19 protein-coding genes are annotated in these 21240 nt (G+C 57.6%); 6 read left to right on the forward strand and 13 right to left on the reverse strand.

The window, feature by feature from the left end:
* The 4 genes from PJL69_RS02585 to PJL69_RS02600 form a co-directional block, all read right to left on the reverse strand.
* Positions 1 to 375: a hypothetical protein gene (locus PJL69_RS02585; RefSeq protein WP_271308256.1), complete on the reverse strand. Its 375-nt coding sequence runs from the start codon at positions 373 to 375 to the stop codon at positions 1 to 3.
* Entirely contained in the window at positions 372 to 1745 is a 1374-nt protein-coding gene (locus tag PJL69_RS02590) for a pyruvate dehydrogenase complex E1 component subunit beta (RefSeq protein ID WP_271308257.1), read from the reverse strand. The genes PJL69_RS02585 and PJL69_RS02590 overlap by 4 nt, the downstream gene beginning before the upstream one ends.
* A gap of 24 nt (positions 1746 to 1769) precedes the next feature.
* Positions 1770 to 2759, reverse strand: coding sequence for a pyruvate dehydrogenase (acetyl-transferring) E1 component subunit alpha (pdhA, locus tag PJL69_RS02595; RefSeq protein WP_271308258.1), 990 nt, complete (start codon positions 2757 to 2759; stop codon positions 1770 to 1772).
* Between the two features lie 118 nt (positions 2760 to 2877).
* A complete protein-coding gene (locus tag PJL69_RS02600) occupies positions 2878 to 3180 on the reverse strand; it encodes an FtsB family cell division protein (protein ID WP_271308259.1) in 303 nt (100 codons plus the stop codon).
* 536 nt (positions 3181 to 3716) lie between these two features.
* Here PJL69_RS02600 and PJL69_RS02605 point away from each other — a divergent pair.
* Entirely contained in the window at positions 3717 to 5126 is a 1410-nt protein-coding gene (locus PJL69_RS02605; RefSeq protein WP_271308260.1) for a DUF1266 domain-containing protein, read from the forward strand.
* A gap of 93 nt (positions 5127 to 5219) precedes the next feature.
* Here PJL69_RS02605 and PJL69_RS02610 read toward each other — a convergent pair whose 3' ends face one another.
* Positions 5220 to 6113 (reverse strand): fructose bisphosphate aldolase, encoded by an 894-nt coding sequence (locus tag PJL69_RS02610; RefSeq protein WP_271308261.1) that lies wholly within the window; start codon positions 6111 to 6113, stop codon positions 5220 to 5222.
* A gap of 152 nt (positions 6114 to 6265) precedes the next feature.
* Complete coding sequence (locus PJL69_RS02615; protein ID WP_271308262.1) at positions 6266 to 7456, reverse strand: phosphoglycerate kinase; 1191 nt, start codon at positions 7454 to 7456, stop codon at positions 6266 to 6268.
* A gap of 128 nt (positions 7457 to 7584) precedes the next feature.
* Between PJL69_RS02615 and PJL69_RS02620 the strand changes: the two genes are divergently transcribed.
* On the forward strand, positions 7585 to 8097 hold the full coding sequence (locus tag PJL69_RS02620) for a peptidylprolyl isomerase (protein WP_271308263.1): 513 nt from the start codon (positions 7585 to 7587) through the stop codon (positions 8095 to 8097).
* Positions 8084 to 8644 (forward strand): peptidylprolyl isomerase, encoded by a 561-nt coding sequence (locus PJL69_RS02625; protein WP_271308264.1) that lies wholly within the window; start codon positions 8084 to 8086, stop codon positions 8642 to 8644. The genes PJL69_RS02620 and PJL69_RS02625 overlap by 14 nt, the downstream gene beginning before the upstream one ends.
* Positions 8645 to 8720: 76 nt before the next feature.
* On the opposite strand, the gene PJL69_RS02630 is transcribed toward PJL69_RS02625, so the two are convergent.
* The 7 genes from PJL69_RS02630 to PJL69_RS02660 form a co-directional block, all read right to left on the reverse strand.
* Entirely contained in the window at positions 8721 to 9206 is a 486-nt protein-coding gene (locus PJL69_RS02630) for a lysozyme inhibitor LprI family protein (protein WP_271308265.1), read from the reverse strand.
* Positions 9207 to 9369: 163 nt separating this feature from the next.
* Positions 9370 to 10518 (reverse strand): 50S ribosomal protein L11 methyltransferase, encoded by a 1149-nt coding sequence (locus PJL69_RS02635; protein ID WP_271308966.1) that lies wholly within the window; start codon positions 10516 to 10518, stop codon positions 9370 to 9372.
* A 260-nt stretch (positions 10519 to 10778) separates the two neighbouring features.
* The gene (gene aqpZ / locus PJL69_RS02640; RefSeq protein ID WP_271308266.1) at positions 10779 to 11468 is read right to left on the reverse strand and encodes an aquaporin Z; all 690 of its coding nucleotides are present in this window, start codon (positions 11466 to 11468) and stop codon (positions 10779 to 10781) included.
* 206 nt (positions 11469 to 11674) lie between these two features.
* Positions 11675 to 12190, reverse strand: a complete 516-nt coding sequence (locus PJL69_RS02645; RefSeq protein ID WP_271308267.1) for a bactofilin family protein — start codon at positions 12188 to 12190, stop codon at positions 11675 to 11677.
* A complete protein-coding gene (locus PJL69_RS02650; protein ID WP_271308268.1) occupies positions 12180 to 13493 on the reverse strand; it encodes a M23 family metallopeptidase in 1314 nt (437 codons plus the stop codon). Before PJL69_RS02650 ends, PJL69_RS02645 begins: the two co-directional genes overlap by 11 nt.
* A gap of 284 nt (positions 13494 to 13777) precedes the next feature.
* Positions 13778 to 14608, reverse strand: coding sequence for a ferritin-like domain-containing protein (locus PJL69_RS02655; RefSeq protein ID WP_271308269.1), 831 nt, complete (start codon positions 14606 to 14608; stop codon positions 13778 to 13780).
* Positions 14608 to 15069: a peroxiredoxin gene (locus PJL69_RS02660; protein ID WP_271308270.1), complete on the reverse strand. Its 462-nt coding sequence runs from the start codon at positions 15067 to 15069 to the stop codon at positions 14608 to 14610. The genes PJL69_RS02655 and PJL69_RS02660 overlap by 1 nt, the downstream gene beginning before the upstream one ends.
* 188 nt (positions 15070 to 15257) lie before the next feature.
* On the opposite strand from PJL69_RS02660, the gene PJL69_RS02665 reads away from it, so the two are divergent.
* From PJL69_RS02665 to PJL69_RS02675, 3 genes are all read left to right on the forward strand, one after another.
* Positions 15258 to 18617 (forward strand): AsmA-like C-terminal region-containing protein, encoded by a 3360-nt coding sequence (locus PJL69_RS02665; RefSeq protein WP_271308271.1) that lies wholly within the window; start codon positions 15258 to 15260, stop codon positions 18615 to 18617.
* A gap of 43 nt (positions 18618 to 18660) precedes the next feature.
* A complete protein-coding gene (queA, locus tag PJL69_RS02670) occupies positions 18661 to 19707 on the forward strand; it encodes a tRNA preQ1(34) S-adenosylmethionine ribosyltransferase-isomerase QueA (RefSeq protein WP_271308272.1) in 1047 nt (348 codons plus the stop codon).
* A 241-nt stretch (positions 19708 to 19948) separates the two neighbouring features.
* Positions 19949 to 21214, forward strand: coding sequence for an MFS transporter (locus tag PJL69_RS02675; RefSeq protein ID WP_271308273.1), 1266 nt, complete (start codon positions 19949 to 19951; stop codon positions 21212 to 21214).
* The last annotated feature ends 26 nt before the right edge of the window (positions 21215 to 21240 follow it).

Consider the following 21240-nt stretch of genomic DNA (forward strand, 5'->3'; position numbering starts at 1 on the left):
TTAGCTCTCTCCCTTGAGCTTGCAATCTTCGGTTACAATCCGAGCGCAATGAGTACGAACACCGACAACTATGCCGTTTTCTAGACTCAAGAAAACGGGACCAGCGGCGATACCCGTGTCGCCTTTCTCGAAATCGAAAACTTCTAGGTCCTTGAGGCGATCAGCGGCATTTCTTTTGGAAAGACCCAACCAATGGGGTTCGGCCATTGCTTTCAAAACATCACTTTCTTTGCGCAAGGTGTCTTGCTCAGAAATAGCGTAAGTAAGCGATATACCATGGTCCAGAACCTTATAGCCGGTATTCAGCAGGGTATAGCACCCGATCACTGCTCCACCTACGAGGCTCCCCAATACAAAGCTACGCCAATGTATCATCTGCGATAGGTCACTTGTTTCACCGCCGCGATGACCTCATCAGTGGTCGTCAACGCCAGTTTTTCGAGGTTTGCGGCGTAAGGCATGGGCACATCTTTGCCGGTGCAGTTGATCACCGGGGCGTCCAGATAATCAAAGGCGCGCTGCATGATGGTGGCCGCGAGGTGGTTGCCGATGGAGCCGACAGGCCAGCCTTCTTCAACCGTTACGCAGCGGTTGGTTTTCATCACCGAGGCAATCACCGTGTCATAATCAATTGGGCGCAGGGTGCGCAGGTCGATGACTTCTGCGGAAATGCCGTCTTCAGCCAGCTTATCCGCCGCCTCAAGCGCATATTGCATGCCGATGCCGAAGCTTACGATGGTCACATCAGAGCCTTCGCGCCAGATGCGCGCCTTGCCAAAAGGAATGGTGAAGTCGTCGATGTCTGGCACGTCAAAGCTGCGGCCGTACATGATCTCGTTTTCCAGAAAAATCACCGGGTTTGGATCGCGGATCGCGGATTTCAGCAAGCCTTTGGCATCTGAGGCAGAGTAGGGCATTGCCACCTTCAAGCCCGGGATTTGGGCATACCATGCTGCATAATCCTGACTGTGTTGTGCACCCACGCGGGCAGCGGCACCGTTGGGGCCGCGGAACACCATTGGTGCGCCCATCTGACCGCCGGACATATAGAGCGTTTTGGCCGCTGAATTGATAATTTGGTCAATGGCTTGCATTGCAAAGTTGAATGTCATGAACTCAACGATTGGCTTCAAGCCGCCAAAGGCGGCACCGACGGCAATACCGGCAAAGCCATGTTCGGTGATCGGCGTGTCAATCACACGTTTGCCACCAAATTCATCGAGCAGACCCTGACTGACCTTATAGGCACCTTGGTATTCGCCGACCTCTTCGCCCATGAGATAGACGTCCTCATCGGAGCGCATTTCTTCGGCCATGGCGTCGCGCAGGGCTTCACGCACGGTCTGAGACTTCATGGGGGTGCCTTCAGGCCAATCGGGGCTCAGATCAGGCGTGGGGGCATCTGGAGCTGCGACAGAGGCGGGGGCCGCGCTGCCGGCCTCAACCGCAGGTACAGCGGTCTCAGCAGAAGCTGCGGCGGCTTCCAGAGTGCTGACGTCTTCGCCGTCTTCGGCAAGGATCGCGATGGCGGTGTTGACCGCGACGCCTTCCGTGCCCTCAGCCACCAGAATTTTGCCGATGACCCCTTCGTCAACGGCTTCAAATTCCATTGTGGCTTTGTCGGTTTCAATCTCGGCCAAGATGTCGCCGGATTGTACGGTGTCGCCTTCCTTGACCAGCCATTTGGCCAGGGTGCCCTCTTCCATGGTGGGCGACAGGGCTGGCATGAGAATTTCAGTAGCCATGATAAATGTCCTCTCGTCCGGGGCTTAGGCGTAAATATCGGTCCAGAGCTCAGCCTCATCGGGCAGCGGGCTCTCTTTGGCAAAATCAGCGGAGGCGTTGACGATGGCTTTGATCTCTTTATCGATCGCCTTCAAATCTTCCTCGCTGGCGTGCTTGCCGGTCAGCAGCATTTGACGCACGTTTTCAATGGGATCACGCTCCTCGCGCATCTTCTGCACCTCTTCGCGGGTGCGGTATTTGGCGGGGTCAGACATCGAGTGGCCACGATAGCGGTAGGTTTTCACCTCAAGGATGTAGGGGCCCTTGCCCGCGCGGCAGTGTTTGACAGCGCGTTCGCTGGCGTCTTTCACCGCCAAGACATCCATGCCATCTACCATCTCGCCGGGGATGCCAAAGGCTTCGCCGCGTTTGTAAATATCCTGAGAGGAGGTGGAGCGCGCCTGTGCGGTGCCCATGGCGTATTGGTTGTTTTCGATCACAAAGACCACGGGCAGATCCCAGAGGGCGGCCATGTTGAAGGTTTCATAGACCTGTCCCTGATTGGCGGCACCGTCCCCGAAGTAGGTGAAGGTCACGCGGCCGTTGTCTTTGTATTTGTCTGCAAAGGCGAGACCTGCGCCAAGTGGCACCTGTGCGCCGACGATGCCATGACCGCCGTAGAAATGTTTTTCCTTTGAAAACATATGCATGGAGCCGCCTTTGCCTTTGGAATAGCCGCCCTCTCGCCCGGTGAGTTCGGCCATCACGCCATTGGCATCCATGCCGCAGGCCAGCATGTGGCCGTGATCGCGATAGGAGGTGATGCGTTTGTCGCCATCCTCTGTCGCCGCCTCCAGACCCACCACAACGGCTTCCTGACCGATGTAGAGGTGGCAGAAACCGCCAATGAGGCCCATGCCGTAGAGTTGACCAGCCTTCTCTTCAAAGCGCCGGATCAGCAGCATGTCGCGATAGTATTGCGTGAGCTCTTCGCCCGAGACATTGGGCTTCTTTGCAGCACGTTTCGCCGCCATCGTGGTTCCTCCCAAGTGCTGGATGGTTTAACTTTAAACCATACTTGCCAAAATGGTAGCGGAAGCCCGGAGCGGTGGCGAGTGAAAAAAGCGTTTGATTTTCAGGGAGCTGACGGGATCAGCGGATCACCACTTCGTCAGCGCGGATCATGCCAAGCACGTCGCGCACCTGTTGATCAAGCAGATCCAGATCCAGATAGCTGTCTGACAGGCGACGTGTGAGGTTTTCCATATGGGCAACCTCTGCCTGTGCAAGTGCGAGCTCTGTTTCGAGCTGCTGCTTTTCTGCGAGGATTTCGACACGACGGAACAGACCATAGTCGCCCTGAACCGCGGCAAAGGTAAAATAGATCGCCAGCGCAAACGCCAAACCAAAAAACACAACAGCACCTAGAGCTGGGCGGGGAGATGTACCTGTCATTTTTGCCTCTACTGCGCCGTTTGCGGCGTCTTTGCACCAATATAGCCTAGGTGATTCGCGCTGTGAATTCCTTAAACACTTATTTAAGCATTTTTATAAAATGCGTTGTTTTAAGACTTCGAATCACGTGATGCGTGCGGGATCAGCCTAAACCCTATCTGTTAATGACTGGCAACTACTGCGTTCTTTTGATATTTTTATTTTAATTTCAGTGACTTGTTCGCAGCTGCTTTTTTTCGAATTTCTTTTGCATCAGGGCAGTGGCGTTAACTATTGTTGTGATCTCAAAATCGAGGGTTTCGGTATTGCGTCGGTATCTCGTCTGTATCGCGACGGAGCCAAATTTTGACAGTCTTGTGGGCATGGAGGATGTGACCACAACGCGCGCCATCGAAAGATAGCCTTAAGGTACGCGATGTTCCGCAGGGGGGGTTACCCTTTGGTCACGCTTTCCCCAACTGATGTTGGGACATGTTTTGCATTCGCCTTAAAGCTATGACATTGCATGACGAGTTTTCAATTTCAGTTCGACCAAAATGACCAATACTTTCCTGTCTGACAATGTTCAGAACCTAGCTGGGACACGCATGGTCCCGCCTCCGAAACAACCTTGGGGTAAAGTCATCTCCGAGCAGTTTATCCAGTCTCGTCTGATTGTTGTTGGGGGATCGGCGGTGCCTGCGGCGCTGTGCTTGCTGCTGTTTGGGGCGGGCATATTGTTTTGGGTCTTGCTTATTTTCCCGGCAATCATGGTGAATTCGTCTTTCAGTCGCAGTCGATATGCGGCTAAGCGTGAAATCAAACGCTACCACAAGGGGCGTGATAATGCGCTCTTGAGCGAAGATGAGATTCAGGCGCTCAATCTATGTGCGCGATTCACTTATCGCGACAAGGGGTGGTATAACACCTACGAAAACTATCCGTTCTGGGACCGTAAAGCCGGCTATGATGACCCAGCTTTCTCTGAGACTCGCCCATACCAGCATCAGAACTTTGACTACTCAGAGCACCTGATGCATGCGCTGAAGCGGGATTGGGGGATTTCATCCAAACAGGCCGCGCTGTCTATGATCCATGATCTTCGGGATGGCAGGGTGCATCGCACCGCGGTAGTGACCCTGTTCAATCAAGAAGGGTTCGACATTGTCTATGACCTCTTGGCACAACTGAGCGGTGCGCCGCACAACAGCTTTCATCCGGTGTTTTTCCCAGAAGAGGAGATCGCAGATTCGGAAGGGATACTGGGGCAGTCGATGGCTGCCGCGCTGGATCAGTTTGGTCTGGATGAGGCGACTTTCTTTAAGGCAATCGCAGACAAATGTGCTGAACTTGACGACCCTGAGACGCTGAAGCCGCATGGGGATGCGCGCGATCAGATGTTTCAGATTGTGCGCCACATTGGGCGTTTGGCGGTGCGCAACGATGTGCGCAATATGTTCTTGTTTGACATGGATACCATTGATCGCGTGCTCTATCCGCAGGGAGAGCTTGATCTGTTGTCGCTGGGGTGGGGCTTTGATCTGAGCCGGGGGATGTTCTTGCTGCGGCGCGCCTATGCGGCTGGTTTCCTGACCCGCGAAGAGCTGCAACATGAGCTGCCAGCTTATCGGAAGATCGCCAGTGCAGCGTTTCCAGACTGGAAGGCGTATTTCTGCAGTGAAGCCATCGGCTTTCTGTCGTGGAAAGTACAGAAGGAGGACACCTCAGATGCCTACGCCGCCGCTTCGAAAGCGGCAGAGGAATGCCATGGGGCGCTGCGGCAGCAATTTCCGATCGACAATCAGGTGTCCTGGCCCAAGGCAGATGACGCTGCGCAGGAAGAGCTTAAGCGACTGTTTGATGGCGGAGAGGTGAACCCGTTCTTCATGCCGCAAACTTTGGGAGCCAAGGCGATGTTGCCATCCCTTGAGGAAATCCACCAGCCTGACGGGGCGATGTTGCACTAGAGGCGTGTGCCTTTGCGGTTTTGATCACACGCATTTGGCAAAAAAAGGTGCGCAGAGACTGCGCACCTTTTTGTTTTGAATTGACCGCGTCGCTTACCCGGCGATGGAGGCCTGATAGATCGTGTCGATGGAACCTGCGATCATGCCGTTGAACTCGTCTTCGGTCTGCTGTGCGGAGAGACCTTCGGTCAGCGCGCGGGAGAAGCTGGCAATCATGCCGGTGTTTTCAGACAGGCGCGCGTTGGCTTCTTCGCGGCTGTAGCCACCGGAGAGAGCCACAACTTTCATAACACGTGGATGATCGACCAGTGTTTTGTAGTGGTTGGCCGCCTCTGGCAGGGTCAGCTTCAGCATGACCTGCTTGTCCTCTGGCAGGGCGTCGAGCTCTGCGGTGAGGGCTGCGAGCAGCTTGTCTTCGGCTTCAGACTTGTCCGCGATGGAAATGGTCACCTCTGGCTCGATGATCGGCACGAGGCCGTGGCCGAGGATCTGCTTGCCCACTTCAAACTGCTGCGCCACAACCGCTTTGATGCCAGCGTCGTTGGCCGCAGAAATCACGGAGCGCATTTTGGTGCCAAACACGCCTTTGGCCGCAGCGCGCGCGCACAGCGCGTCGAGCTCTGGCATTGGCTTCATCACCTGACAGCCGTTTTCTTCGTCTGCGAGACCTTTGTCGACTTTCAGGAAAGGCACAACACCGCGCTGTTCCCACAGAAAGGTCGGGGAAGGCTGGCCATCGATGTCGCGGTCCATGGTCATTTCAAAGAGGATCGCGCCGACCACTTTGTCACCGGTGAAGGCAGGAGCCTGTGCAATGCGGGAGCGCATGGCGTGGATCATGTCGAACATTTCAGCATCAGAGCTGTAGGCGGTTTCCTCAACGCCGTAGAGGCGGAGCGCTTTGGGTGTGGAACCACCGGATTGATCCAGCGCGGCGATGAAGCCGTTTCCGGCGGCAATCTTTTCAGCTTGTGCTTGATTAGACATTGGTGTCCTCAGTCAAAATCTGTTGAGAATAAAGGGTTATTGCCCCAGTTGGCCTCGCTATAGTTTAGCGGGCGCGGGACTTCAATTGTGGTGGCGCTATCGCTATTTAATTTGAGGTGCGACTTAAATAGGTCGCACCTCTCTATTGTGCATTATTGGTTTAGCGCTGCAACACCTGGCAGCTCTTTGCCTTCCATCCACTCAAGGAAAGCGCCGCCTGCGGTGGAGATATAGCTGAAATCTTCAGCAGCGCCGGAGGCGTTCAGCGCGGCCACGGTGTCGCCGCCGCCAGCGACAGAAACCAGTGCGCCGGATTTGGTGAGCGCGGCGGCCTGAAGCGCGGCGGCATCGGTGGCTGCGTTAAATGGCTCGATCTCAAACGCGCCCATGGGGCCGTTCCAGATCAGCGTTTTGGAGACGGCAAAGACCTCCGCCACTTTGGCCACGGTGGCCGGGCCTGCATCGAGGATCATCGCATCTGCGGGGCAGGCGTCAGAAGCAACGGTTTCATTGGCGGCATTGGCGGCAAATTCGCGCGCGACCACAACATCGGTTGGCAGCACGATGTTGCAGCCGGCCTCTTTGGCTTTGGCGAGGATCTCTGACGCGGTGTCGGTCATGTCGTGCTCGGCCAGGGATTTGCCCACGTCGATGCCTTGGGCGGCGAGGAAAGTGTTGGCCATGCCGCCGCCGATCACGAGGTGATCCACTTTAGAGACAAGATTGCCGAGCAGTTCAAGCTTGGTGGAGACTTTCGCGCCGCCGACAACAGCTGTGACCGGGCGCACCGGGTTGGCGAGCGCGCCTTCCAGCGCGGAAAGTTCGGCCTGCATCAGGCGACCGGCGCAGGCGGGCAGGGCGTGTGCCAGACCGCAGGTGGAGCTGTGCGCGCGGTGGGCGGCGGAAAACGCATCGTTGCAGAAGACATCGCCAAGGGCAGCCATCTGCGCGGTCAGCTCGGCGTCGTTTTTGGTTTCGCCCGCGTGGTAGCGGGTGTTTTCCAGAAGCAGCACCTGACCTTCGGGCAGGGCGGCCACGGCAGCCTCCGCCGCGCCGCCAACGCAATCCGCGGCAAACAGCACGGAGGTGCCAAAGGCGGCTTCAAGTGCAGGCACCAACTGTTGCAGGCTCATTTCTGGCACACGCTCGCCTTTGGGGCGGCCAAAATGCGCGAGCAGGATCGGTTTGCCGCCAGCGGCCAGAATGTCGCGCACGGTGGGCACGATGCGGTCAATGCGGGTGGTGTCGGTCACAATGCCGTCAGCCACAGGCACGTTGATGTCCACTCGGGTCAGCACCCGTTTGCCGTTCAGATCCATTTGATCGAGGGTTTTCCACGCCATGATCGAAATCTCCAAAGAAAATATGTTGTGGTCTACCTAGCGTACTGGCGGGCTGGGTCAACGATCACTTGGCATTCTCGTGTCAGATGATTAACTAGCGCCCAAGAATTCAGATGAGGAGCGCCCCAATGGCCGATATCAAAGATCCCGAAAACACCATCCTGATGGAACTGAAAGACGGCACCGTCGTGATTGAGCTTCTGCCGGATGTGGCACCGGGGCACACCGAGCGTATGAAAGAGCTGGCGCGCTCTGGTCAGTATGACAATGTGGCGTTCCACCGTGTGATTGATGGCTTCATGGCGCAGACCGGCGACGTGGCCAACGGCAACATGGAAAAAGACTTCAACATCCGCATGGCGGGCACTGGCGGCTCTGATCTGCCAAACCTGAAAGCGGAATTCTCCAAGCTGCCACATGACCGTGGCACATTGGGCGCGGCGCGCAGCCAGATGCCAGATTCTGCAAACAGCCAGTTCTTCATCAACTTCTCTGACAACCACTTCCTGAACGGTCAGTACACTGTTTATGGTCGTGTGACCTCCGGCATGGAGCATGTGGACGCCATCGTACGCGGCGAGCCGCCTGCCAGCCCAGATCGCATGATCAGCGTGAAGGTGGCTGCTGATGTCGACGCTTAAGCTTGCAGCGACTTTCGCTTTGCTGGCCAGCCCTGCGCTGGCCACGGGGCTGAAGATCGAGGTGGCTGGCGAAGGGGCCAATGGCACCATCGTGGTTGACCTGTTTGAAGATGTGGCGCCGCAGCACGCGGCCCGCATCACCGATCTCGCGACCAAAGGCGAATACGACAATGTCGCGTTTCACCGGGTGATCGAAGGCTTCATGGCGCAGACCGGTGATGTGCAGTATGGCGACACTGCTGCTGACTATGATGCGCGTTATGCGGGTCGTGGTGGCTCTGATCAGCCGGATCTGCCTGCGGAGTTTTCCGATCTGAACTTTGACCGTGGTGTTGTGGGTATGGCACGCAGCCAAAACCCTAACAGCGCGAACAGCCAGTTCTTCATCATGTTTGATGAAGGTGCTTTCCTGAATGGTAACTACACGGTTGTGGGCAAAGTGACCGAAGGCATGGATGTGGTGGACGCGATCAAACGTGGCCACCGACAGAGCGGCGCCATCACCGGCGCACCGGATGTGATGAAAAAGGTCACTGTGACGGAGTGATTTTCGTTGCGACGAAGAAGACCGACACCTGCGTGTCGGTCTTTTGCGTTCGAGCTAAAGTTTGCTAGAAGTTTCTTTAGTCTAGGAAACCCCCGATTTCGGTTTGTAAATCCCGAATGCGGCGTATGGATAGTCTACCTTCGCATTCCGCGATGTCAGCATCTGCACCACTATTCACTGCGCCAAACTCACCAGACAATTGACAAGTTGCGTCGCGCATCTCAATCCACGCTCTTTGTGAAGCTCTCAAGAGCTGCTCCTGATCCTGCCACGCTGTGTTTCGCAGTTCGTATTTGGCGTTTCGAGCCGCTTGAATCGCGCTTTGATAGTAGTCGTTCAGCTTGTCGTCTGCCTCTTGGTAGAATTGGTTCTGACATCCGCGTTGCTCCAATCCATAGTTGCTGACCGACATGCATGCTTCGAGTTCTAGTTCAGTGCAAGCCTCGAATTCTTGAGTGAATGGGCTGCAATGCGTCAGATCTAATAGTTCGTAGGCCTCCAGCGCATTTGATGTTGTTGCCGATGCCAGAAGCAGCGCTGCGATGGTCAATTGCATTTTCATTAAATATTTTTCCTAGCTATCAAGTGATTGATAGCTGAAATAATATTCAACTTTGGCGATAGTGTGGAGCAAAAACGCCCATCATGTGTGAGCACATATTGGGCGCCTTTGTTGCTTTAGTAACCGCATCACAGAGAGCTCTGTGGTCGGCGTTTTTGTTTGGTTATCCGGCGGAGTGCGCGCGTATGGCGGGCGCGGGGGTCCAGCCGGTTTGCAGCGTTGGCGATGTGCCGTTGTTCACAATCATGGCCGGGCGTTCGTGGATGGAAACGCTGAGTTTGGTCGCGTCATGCTGGGCGGTGATCGTCAGGCGTGCACCTTTGTGGGCGGGCACGGCGCGGTCCAGCAGATAGGCGGTGCGGCCCCAGTGGCCATCGGTGTCATCCTCTGTCCCAAGGCCGTTGGTCACCGAAATGCCCGGCGCAAGTACCATCTCAAAGCTGAGGCAGACTGCGTGGATTGTGCCGGAGCCTGCGCTCATCAGTTCGGTGGTGATGCGATCCGCATCAATGCTTGGGTTGGCAAAATCAAACTGGAACAGATCCGTGGCGGGGCCGAGCGGGCGCAAGCCGCAGGCGGTGAAGTCATTGGGGGTGACTTGTGCCACAGAAGCAAAGTGGTGGAAGGCGCTGAGATCAAAGCCTTCTGCCTCCTGAGGACGCCACAGATTGACGAGCTTGTCGCTTTCCACCAGTTGGGCGCGGACGGTGCCGCTTTCGGGAATGGCGCGGGCGCCGGGTTTGGCCAGGGTGGCCATAGCGTGTGCCAGCGTGGCCAATGCGCCTTCGCCCAGCAGGTTGCTGTCGACAATCTCAGAGAGCACCACATCGGCGCGCTCCGGGATGTCCTCGCCAACAACGATGTTGTGGGACCATTTTGAAATCACGGTGATCTTATCGCTGAGCCCATTGGCGGCGATCACGCGTTTGGCCGCCTCGGCGATCAGGGGCTGCTGTTCGCAGGCGTAGACGTGTTTTGCACCCGCACGTGCGGCCAGCATGGCGGTGAGCCCTGCACCGGAGCCGATGTCGAGCACGATGTCGCCGGGCTTTACTTTGGCGGCGATGGCTTTGGCATAGGCAGTGTTGCGGGTTTTGTCAGCGAGCATCGGGAAGTGCCAGCGAGGCACAAACATCTGAAAGAGTTGTTCGCGCAGAAGCTGGGCTTCGTGGTGTTGCGGATCAATTTCAAGCGCTTGTGACAGCAGTCGGGAGGCCTCTTGCCCTCCGTCGCCAAGTGGGGCGTTTTGCGCGAGCGACACCAACGTATCTGCTTGTTGCTTGGTCTGCTCTGGATCGTGGGAGAGGGGCACATTCTGTGCGGTCGCGGCGGGCTGATTTTCCAGCAATTTGTCGGTTCCCGATTTTAATCAAAACTGACTTAACGGGTAGCGACACGTGGTTAAGGATCAGTGAAACTCGCTTGATAAAGGCGCCAAACCGGTTTTTATGCCTTTCGGTGTGGCGGACCGCACCAAAGGGGGATGGGGCGCAGAGGAGAGTGACTGTCAGGCGGAGCGAGCGGCAACGCCGAGTGCTCGCGCCCCGCCAGACAGTGCATTTTGCGCGTGTTTTAAGCTTCAGAACTTGTTAGTTTCCAGAGCAGAGCCCCAATCGCGGCCCCAACCAACGGGGCCACCCAGAACAACCAAAGTTGGGCCAAGGCCGGACCGTCGGCAAAAAGCGCAACGCCGGTGGAGCGGGCTGGGTTCACGGAGGTGTTGGTGACGGGAATGGAGATCAGGTGGATCAGCGTCAGGGCAAGGCCAATCGCAATCGGGCCAAAGCCGATGGGCGCGCCATGGGATGTGGCGCCCAAAATCACCAAGAGAAAGCCTGCCGTGAGTACGATTTCGATGATCAGGGCAGACATCATGGAATAGCCTTGTGGGGAGGCTGTGCCGTAGCCGTTGGAGGCAAAGCCGCCGGGCCCTGCGAAGTCTGGCGCGCCAGATACAATCAGATAGAGCAGCACAGCAGCAGCGATCGCGCCCGCGAGCTGTGCAATCCAGTAGGGGATCAGGTCTTTGCCTTCAAAGCGCCCTGCGATCATCAGGCCGAGGCTGACCGCGGGATTAAAATGGCCGCCGGATATATGCCCCACGGCATAGGCCATGGTGAGCACTGTCAGGCCAAACGCGAGGCTGACACCAAGCCAGCCGATGCCCACATCAGCCACCCCAGCGGCCAATACCGCGCTGCCGCAGCCGCCAAAAACAAGCCAGAACGTGCCAATGAATTCTGCTGATAATTTGTTCAACATTTCTACCTCCTAAAATCACATGGGGTGACGGTAGAAGGCGTATCTTTGAAAAGAAAGGATTTTTGGGTGTGGTCATTGGGGCAACCACGCGCAGTGGGGGGAGATACAGGTGTTGTGGGCGGAGGTATTTGCATAGAAAAACCGCCGCAACCCAGAGGCTACGGCGGTTGGAAATCAAGATCGTAAGGCGACGATCAGACTGTGATTTAGCTGCCGGCCTTGGCTGCGGCAGGGGCCGCCTGTGGTGCTGCGACAGGCGCAGCGGTTTTGCCGCCGGTGAGCGGGTCATCCTGACGCTGCACAGAGCCTTCAAAATGCGCACCGCTTTCGATGGCGATGGTTTTGTGGATGATATCACCCTCAACACGCGCAGTGGAGGTCAGGCGCACTTTCAGGCCACGTACACGGCCCACGATGCGGCCGTTGACCACAACATCATCCGCGATCACTTCGCCTTTGATGGTGGCGGTTTCACCCACGGTCAGCAGGTGCGCGCGAATGTCACCTTCGATGGTGCCTTCGACCTGAATGTCGCCGGTTGTTTTCAGGTTGCCCGTGATGTGCAGGTCAGAGGACAGCACAGATGCGGGCGGCTTTGCCTTAGGGGCGGATTTGAAGTCGCTTGCTTTTGCCGGTGCCGCAGGAATCGCAGATTCGGCAGCAGGAGTGGCCGGAGCGTCGGCTTTCGGTGCGGGGTCGTTGATTTTGCTCTTAGAAAACATCTCTTCCAGCCTTGATAAATGTCATCGGGTTCACCGCGCGTCCATTGACACGCACTTCGTAGTGTAGATGCGTGCCGGTCGAGCGTCCAGAGTTGCCCATATCACCTATGCGGTCACCGCGCGAGACTCTTTGGCCAACTTTTACGCGGATTTTTGCCAGATGGGCATATCGTGTCTCAATTCCGTGCTCATGGCGGATTTTCACCAAACGACCATAACCGGATTGCCAGCCCGCGTGCACCACCACACCGTCGGCGGTGGAATGGATCGGCGTGCCATAGCGCGCGGCAAAATCGGTGCCTTTGTGCATCCGGCCCCAGCGCATGCCAAAGCCTGATGTGTAGCGGAAGGCAGATTGCACCGGATTGGCAAAAGGCACGGTTTCGGCGGCGATGCGGTACATGTTCAGTTGATCCAGCTGATCAAGAAGCCGATTGGCGCGCAGGGTCTCTGCGGTGAGCTCGCCACCTTTGGTAGAGAAGCTGAGCGGCATCATCGGACCACCCTGGCCGCTGTAGCCGCGGCGCACCTCATCGAGCAGGTTTTTGGGATCCAGCCCAGCTGCTGTGAACATCTTGTTGAGAGGCTCCACAGAGACGGTCATCGCGTCTTCGAGCTGGCGGAAGATCTGGTCGTTTTTCTCTTCCATCAGCAGGAGTTCGCGCTCCATTTCATCAGCGGCTTCTGAGGCAGCGCGTGCGTCTGCCACCAGTTGATCGCGTTCTGCGGCTGTTTCTGTGAGGGCGGTGGACAGCACGTCGAGCATGTCATTGCCCAGAGGGGATGCGCCAATGAGGGCGGTCTGGGTTTCGGCCTGTGCCACGTCGCGGGCGACGACTTCGGCGCGGGCCGCTTCGCGCTCCTGCATGGTGCGGCGCAGGGTGGATTGGATTACCTCGATGCCGGTTTCCAACTCACGTCTGCGGATCTCGGATTCAAGCAGCTGTGACTGCATCTGGGAGACCTGCGCAAGTGCGGTGTTGAAGCGGGCCTGTGCCGCCAGCGCTTCGTCGGTGCGCGCGTCACGTTCTGCGGACAGATCGTTGAGACGCTGCTCATAGGTCATTTGATCGCGCTTGGCCTGCTCACGGAAATTGCCGGACCCGATGCTGTCCATCAGCAGAATCGCGGTGGCGATGATCGTCCAGGCAACAATGGCGGAGGCGCCGAGGAAAGCGACCAATTGCGTGCTTGGGCGAAGGCGGATGAAGCGGGTGTCGGTGTCCGATCTCAGGAAGAGACGTCGTTCCGGAAAAAAGCGTTCTAGCACCGAGTGCATTCGGATCGCGAGGCGTGTTCTCACGTCAGTATCCTTCGTATAGTCCCATCCCCAGAGCCCCTTTGGTGAGGCATCCGTGCCTTGACATCTGTTAACCGATATCTTGAGGCGCTGTTGTAACGGCGGCTTTTGGACACGGCAAGGATTTTGACCTTCTACTGCAGGGTTTCGCGCGTACGCCCCAAAACATCGGCGAATTGTCGCCGAACGGGTTAAAGGCGCGGCGGCACGCCACGCCTTTAACCATGACTTCTCAGTCGGTGGCCGCCGTAGGGCGCGCTTATCTCGCGATCGCTGATTTCACGCGCTTAGCGGGCGTATGCCGGGGGCTCTTCGTCGGCGAGAGGCCAATAAAAATCAGGGGGCAGCCCCGCATCTGCGCGTTTGTCCTCGTTAAATGGCGGCTTGAGTGCCCCGTGGAAGTATTTTTGTACGAGACGGTGAAATTCTGCTTTGGGATCGAGCTCATGGCGGCCGCAGAGGAAGTTAAACCACTTGGATCCATAAGCCACGTGGCCGACTTCTTCGGCGTAGATGATGCGCAGGGCTTCCAGTGTTTTGTCGTCTTTGGCGTTCTCAAAGATCTTGATCATCCCGGGGGTGACATCCAGTCCGCGCGCCTCAAGCACCATTGGCACAACAGCGAGCCGACCGAGCAGATCCTCTGCTGTGTCTTCGGCAGCGCGCCACATGCCAGCATGCGCTGGCAGGGCGCCGTAAAAGCTGTCTTTGGATTCAAGGCTGTCGCACACCATATTGAAATGATTGGATTCTTCCGCAGCGGATTTCACCCAGTCGTCATAAAATCCAAGCGGCAGATTGGTGTCGGTGAAGCGTGCGATGATGTCCCAGTGCAAATCGACGGCATTGAGTTCGATATGGGCAACGGCGTGCAGCATGGCGATGCGGCCTTGCGGGCTGCCGGGGCGGCGACGGGGTACATCGCGGGGATCGCGCAGCTCAGGTGCGGCGGGGCGGGCCGGTTGCATTGGCGGCGTGGCTGTGCCGATGGGGGGAGGCGTTCCGGCCTCCCGCGCAGCAAACCATGTGGCGGCATGTTGTTTGGAAAGCGCTGTCTTGGCGCGCCCATCCGCGGTGGAGAGGACCTCCACCGCCATTTCAGCAAGAGTTTTGGTCATCAGAGGGCTTTCACCGCGTCCAGCACCTCTTCGGCGTGACCGGGCACTTTGACCTTGGGCCAGCTGCGCGAAATCTTGCCTGTGGCATCGATCAGAACCGTGCTGCGCACGATGCCCATGAAGGTTTTGCCATACATTTTTTTCTCTGCCCAGACGCCATAGTCTTCGCAGACAGAGCCATTTTCATCACTTAACAAAGGCACGTTAAGATTTTGTTTAGAAATGAATTTATCGTGGCTGGACAGGCTGTCTTTTGAGATGCCAAACACCTTTGCGCCTGCGGCTTCAAATTCTGGCAGAAGCTCTGAAAATGCGATCGCCTCTTTGGTGCAGCCTGAGGTGTTGTCACGGGGGTAGAAAAACAGCACAACCGGCGCAGGGCGCAAGGCAGAGAGAGTCACCTCTATGTCGCCTGTGGACGGCAAGGTAAAATCGGGGGCCATTTCATTGACGTCAATCATGGTCACACTCCTTGTTGAGGGCCGACTTTTGTGCGTCGGCAAATTTTGGATGGCAGGGCAAGGCCTGCCGGGCTTGGGTCGATGTGAGCGAAGCGTTATAGTCTGATGATACAGGTCCTCGAATAACAGAACACACAGAGGCATCAACCCTGACGAATACCAGTCCGGATACCGCCCCACGCGGGGATGTGCCTGCGCAGGCGCAGGACGACGCCAAAGTCCTTGACCACGCCGCAGAGGATGCCGCGCGGGCAGAGACGAAGGAGGCGTCGCCTGCGGAGGCTGTGCCGCCGCGTCGGGTGCGTCGGTTTGGGATCTTGGCTTTGCTGAGTGTGGCAGTGCCTGCGGTGTTGTTGGCGCTGGCGGTGGTTGCTTTAAGCGGGCGCCCCATCGTGGCCCCGGATTGGCTGCGCAATCGGATCGAAGCCGAACTGAGCAAACAAATGACCGCAATCGATGTGCGTGTCGGTGAGGTTTCGCTGGTCTTTGAAAGTGACTGGGATCCCAGCATTTTGATGCGCGGGGTTCAGGTGCTGCCGGCAACCGGGGGCGGCGCCGTCGCGGTCGAGCGCATCAATGTGCGTCTGGCGATGGCGCCTTTGCTGGAACGCAGAGTGTCGTTTCGCGAGGTGCTGGTGTCCGGGGTGACGCTGACAGGGCTGCGGCAGGCGGATGGGCGTTTGCGGATTGCTCTGGGTCAGGCAATGAGCGCAGGGGCGTTGCAGACTGACACGGATATGTTCACGTTTGGCGAACAGTTGGAGGGCTATCTGGAGCGGCCCACGTTGGCGCATTTGACATCCTTTGTGATTGAGGATGTGACCTTGCGCCTTGAAGATCTGCGGGCGCGCCGTGCCTGGACGGTGGACGGCGGAGAGGTGGCGTTGCGGCGAGACGGCGACACCGTGCAATTGTCATCCCAGCTGACGGTGCTGGGGGGGCGCAGTTACGCAAGTTTTGTGGAAACATCGCTGACCACGCGATTTGGCACGTTGGCCACTGATTTTGGGTTGAGCTTTCAGGATATTCCAAGCGAGGATCTGGCCTCTCAGATCACGGCGATGCGCTGGCTGGAAATTCTGCGTGCGCCGATATCTGGCGCCCTGCGTGCCAGTCTGGATGATGCGGGGAATCTGAGCGATGTGCATGCCACGCTGCAGATTGACGAGGGTGTTTTGCAGCCCGAGGGCGAGGTGCGTCCGGTGCCTTTTGATGGGATGCGCAGCTATCTGACCTATGATCCGGCGCGGGGGGCAATCCGGTTTGATGAGCTGTCGGTGACAAGTGACATGATCCGGGTGTCTGCTTTTGGGGAGGCGTTTCTGCGCGGCCCGGATGGGGGCTTGCCGGATGAGTTTCTGGTGCAGCTGACGTTGAATGAGTTCCGCGCAAACCCTCGTAATTTGGAAGACGATCCGATTGCACTGGAGCGCAGCTTTGCTGATTTCCGTTTGCAGCTGGATCCGTTCTCTCTCGATCTGGGGCAGCTGGTGGTGCGTCAAGGCGGCAATCAAGTGGTCTTGGATGGGCATCTGGGCGTCGATGGGGCGCATTGGGATTATGCGCTGAATGGGCAATTGGATGCGGTGCAAGCGCGCAATGTGCTGTCGGTCTGGCCGAAGAGTTTTGAACAGAAGCCGCGAAAATGGGTGTCGGAGAACTTGCGACAGGCGTTGGTGACAAATGTGGATCTGGCGGTGCGGTCGCGTGGTGCGGCGCTGCCGGATCTTTATGTGGGCTTTCAGTTTGAAGACGCGGTGGTGCGTGCGGTGAAAACCATGCCCCCAATTCAGGGCGGCGTTGGTTTTGGCATTGTGAAAGACAACAAGGTTCACATCGCGGTCGAAGAAGGATTTGTGGAAGCGGACGTGGGGGGGCGTATCAACGTCGCCGGGTCGAGCTTTATCGTAGAGGACATCCGGCTCAAGCCGTCGCCGGGACATGTTGATGTGGTGGCAGAAGGGCCAATCACGGCGGCGTTGTCCTTGCTAGATCGTGAGCCCATGAAGTTGTTCACCAAAGCGAAGTTGCCGGTGGATTTCGCACCCGGTCGTGCGGTGGTGCGCGGAACAATTGACATGTTGTTGAAAGACAATCTGCCGATTGAGGAAGTGATGTATGACATCACCGGCGACTTGTTGGATGTCACCAGCACGCATTTCATTCCGGACAAGGAAATGAAGGGCAATTTTTCGCTTCGTGCGACGCCTGAGCGGGTGGACATCGAAGGGACTGGCACGCTGGCTGGCATTCCTGTCGATGCGCATTGGCACATGTTTGGCGGTAAGGAAAACGAGGGGCGCAGCTGGTTAACGGGCACGGCGGTGCTGAACGCGCAGGCGCTTGAGGTGTTTGAGGTGGGGCTGCCGAAGGGGACGCTGTCGGAGGAGGGCATGCTCAGCTATGATATGGAGATCGTGCGCGACGTGCCGCCTAAGCTGAAGCTGCGTTCTGATCTTGTGGGCGCGCGGCTGTCGGTGCCCCCGATTGGCTGGCGCAAGGCGGCGCGGACAGCGGGCAATCTGGAGGTGGACATTACGGTTGGAGAGCCTCCGATCATTGAGCGCGTGCTGTTTGAGGCACCGGGGCTTTCGCTTGAGGGAGATGTAACTCTGGCGAAAGAGGGTGGACTGGAGGTTGCGCGGTTGAACCGCTTGGCGGTTGGGCAGTGGCTGACCGGCAGGGGGCTGTTGCGCGGGCGCGGCGATGCGCTGCCTGCGCTAGAGTTGACCGGTGGCCGGATGGACATGCGCCAGATGCCGGACACGGCGCGTGGTGGCAGTTCAGGCGGGTCTGGCGCGGCGGCCAGTGGGCCGATCACGGCGCGGCTTGACGAACTGGTGGTTACAGATGGCATTCGCTTGGCGCCGATTTCCGCAGAGCTTTCGACTCAAGGGGGGATCTCCGGTCGGTTTCGAGGCAATTTCAACGGTGGCCCGGCGGTCACCGGTTTGCTTGCGCCGCATGCCAATGGCACACAGGTGCAAGTAAAGTCGCCCCAAGGCGGACAAATCGCGGCCTCTATGGGGGTGATCGCTGCTGCCAAAAATGGCGCGATGACCTTGGATTTGATCCCGCGGGCGGCCAAAGGCGAATATGACGGCACGCTGAGCATGAAATCGGTGCGGGTGCAGCAGGTGCCCGCAATGGCGGCGCTGCTCAATGCGATCAGTGTCGTGGGGCTGATTGATCAGTTGAATGGACCTGGGCTGTTTTTCTCTGACGTGTTTGCGAAGTTTCGCATCACGCCAGGCCAGCTGATTGTTGGCGAAAGCAGTGCCGTGGGACCGTCGATCGGATTGTCAGCCAATGGCACTTATAGCTTTGCCAAGAAGTGGTTTGACATACAGGGCACAATCTCGCCGATTTACGCGGTGAATGTGGTGGGGCGGCCCTTTGCGCGGCGCGGGGAGGGGTTGATTGGCTTCAACTATCGCATGCGAGGGCCCGCAGCGGACACATCAATTTCCGTCAATCCGCTATCGGCCTTGACGCCGGGCTTCTTTAGAGAGATTTTCCGCCGTCCGCCCCCGGATCTGAGCAACTGAGGCGCGGCCCTTTCCAACTGACACAGCACACGGCGCCATTCTGATGCAGCTTTCTGATTTTGACTTCGACCTTCCAGAGGCTCTGATTGCCACGCGACCTGCTGAGCCGCGCAGTTCGGCGCGATTGCTGGTGGCCAAAGGCGATGAGATTATCGACGGAGTGGTGACCGATTTGCTTGAGTGGCTGCAGCCCGGAGATCGGCTGGTGCTGAATGACACCAAAGTGATTCCGGCGCGGCTGTCAGGTTATCGCGTGCGCAGCGGGCCAGAGGGCGAGACGCAGGCGCGCATGGAGGTGACGCTGCTTGAGCCGCGTGCCGGAGGCGCTTGGGCTGCCCTGATCAAGCCGCTTAAGAAAATCCGTGAAGGCGAAGACATTATTTTTGCCGCCGGGCTGAAAGGCACGTTGTTGTCCAAAGAAGACGGGCAGGGCGTGGTGCAGTTTGATCTGCAGGGCGCAGATTTTGATGCGGCGCTGGATGCGGCGGGCAATATGCCGCTGCCACCCTACATCGCGGCGAAACGTGCGGCGGATGAAAAAGACAAGACCGACTATCAGACGGTCTGGGCCAAGCATTCCGGGGCGGTGGCGGCGCCGACGGCATCATTGCATTTTGATGCGCCCTTGCTGGACGCGCTGAAGGCGCGCGGTGTGGAATTTACCCATGTGACATTGCATGTGGGGGCGGGCACGTTTTTGCCGGTGAAGGTGGACAACGTCAAAGAGCACAAGATGCATGCGGAATGGGGACGGGTCACCGAGGCGGCCGCGGCTGAGATTGCAGCCACGAAAGCCGCAGGTGGCCGGGTGATTCCGGTGGGCACAACCGCACTGCGCCTTATCGAGAGCGCTGCACGCGAGGGCGCCATCGCGGCCTGGGAAGGCAATACGGATATTTTCATCTATCCGGGGTTTGAATTTCATGTGGCGGATGCGCTGATGACCAACTTCCATTTGCCAAAATCCACGCTGATGATGCTGGTCAGCGCGCTGTTGGGACAGGAACGGATACGCAATGTCTATGATCACGCGGTGAAAGAGGGCTATCGCTTCTTCTCTTATGGGGATGCCTCGCTGTTGATGCCCTAAGCGGCGCGGGGGGCGGATCCTTTGGGCACGCCCGGCCGCTGCGCGACATGAAATCGAGAAAACGCTTGGCTGAACTTGGCTTGTGCGGCAGCATCTTTAAACGCTGTTGTGCGAAGGCAGGGAGCGTTTCAAAAGCAAAATAAATCTATGAGCGCGCAAAACGACACATGCTTGTCGCGATTGAAAGCGATGAGGGTGCCACGGATTTTGCAAATGAGCGCAAACGTGAGAAGGTCTCAAAATGGTTGAGTTTTTTAAAGGCGCCTGGCCGCTGCTTTTGGGGATGTTGCTGCTGATGGTGGGCAACGGGATGCACGGCACGTTGCTGGGTATTCGCGGCGAAAGCGCTGGCTTCTCGACATTGGAAATGTCGATGGTGATGTCGGCCTATTTTGTTGGCTTTCTGGGCGGCAGTCGCACCACACCGGAGATGATCCGCCGCGTGGGGCATGTGCGGGTCTTTGCGGCGTTGGCCTCGATGATTTCAGCGGTCTTGATCCTGTTCCCGACGCTGGAGCATCCGATTGCCTGGATTCTGGGCCGGGTCATCATGGGGTTCTGTTTCTCTGGCGTGTATGTCACGGCGGAAAGCTGGCTGAACAATGCGGCCAACAATGACACCCGTGGCAAGGCGCTGTCGCTTTACATGATCGTGCAGATGATTGGCATTGTGACCGCGCAGGGGCTGATGACGGTGCCGGATGCAACAGGGTTTCTGCTGTTTGTGATCCCATCCGTTCTGGTTTCGATTTCGTTTGCGCCCATTCTGCTGTCGATTTCACCGACCCCAGCCTTTGACACAACGAAACCCATGAGCCTGAAAGAGCTGTTTCAGAACTCTCCCTTGGGGGTTGTTGGCATGTTCCTGCTGGGGGGCGTGTTCTCTGCGCAGTTTGGTATGTCGGCGGTCTTTGCCACCCGCGCAGGGTTGAGCCTGACAGAGCTCAGTGTGTTTATTGCTGCCTTTTATGTGGGCGCGACAATCTTTCAGTATCCGTTGGGCTGGATGAGCGACCGGATGGATCGACGTCGGTTGATCATGATCGTTGCGGTGATCGGGGCTGTGGGCAGTGCGGTTGGATTTATGGCAGGGGACAATTATCCGATGCTGTTGATTGCGGCGATACTGATCGGGGGGTTCACCAACCCGCTGTATTCCATGCTGATCGCCCATGCCAATGACTTCCTGGATTATGAGGACATGGCGGCGGCGTCCGGCGGGCTTGTTTTCGTGAATGGTGTTGGCGCAATTGCAGGACCGATGATCACCGGTAGTGCGATGGATTTGGTGGGGCCGAGCGGCTTCTTCATCTATCTCGTCTTTCTGCTGGCGGTGCTGGCGGTCTATGCGGCGTATCGCACGACCCGTCGTCCTGCTGCGGCGGCTGAGGACACTGGCAGCTTCACCGCTGTTATGCCGACGTCCTCGCCCGTTGCGGTTGAGGTCGCCCAAGAGGTGGCAATTGAGACCGCCATGGAAGAAGAGCAGGAGGCTGCAGCCGGATAGGACACTGCGCATTGCGACACAGCGTT

Source organism: Shimia sp. MMG029 (assembly GCF_027947445.1).
Lineage (GTDB): Bacteria > Pseudomonadota > Alphaproteobacteria > Rhodobacterales > Rhodobacteraceae > Shimia.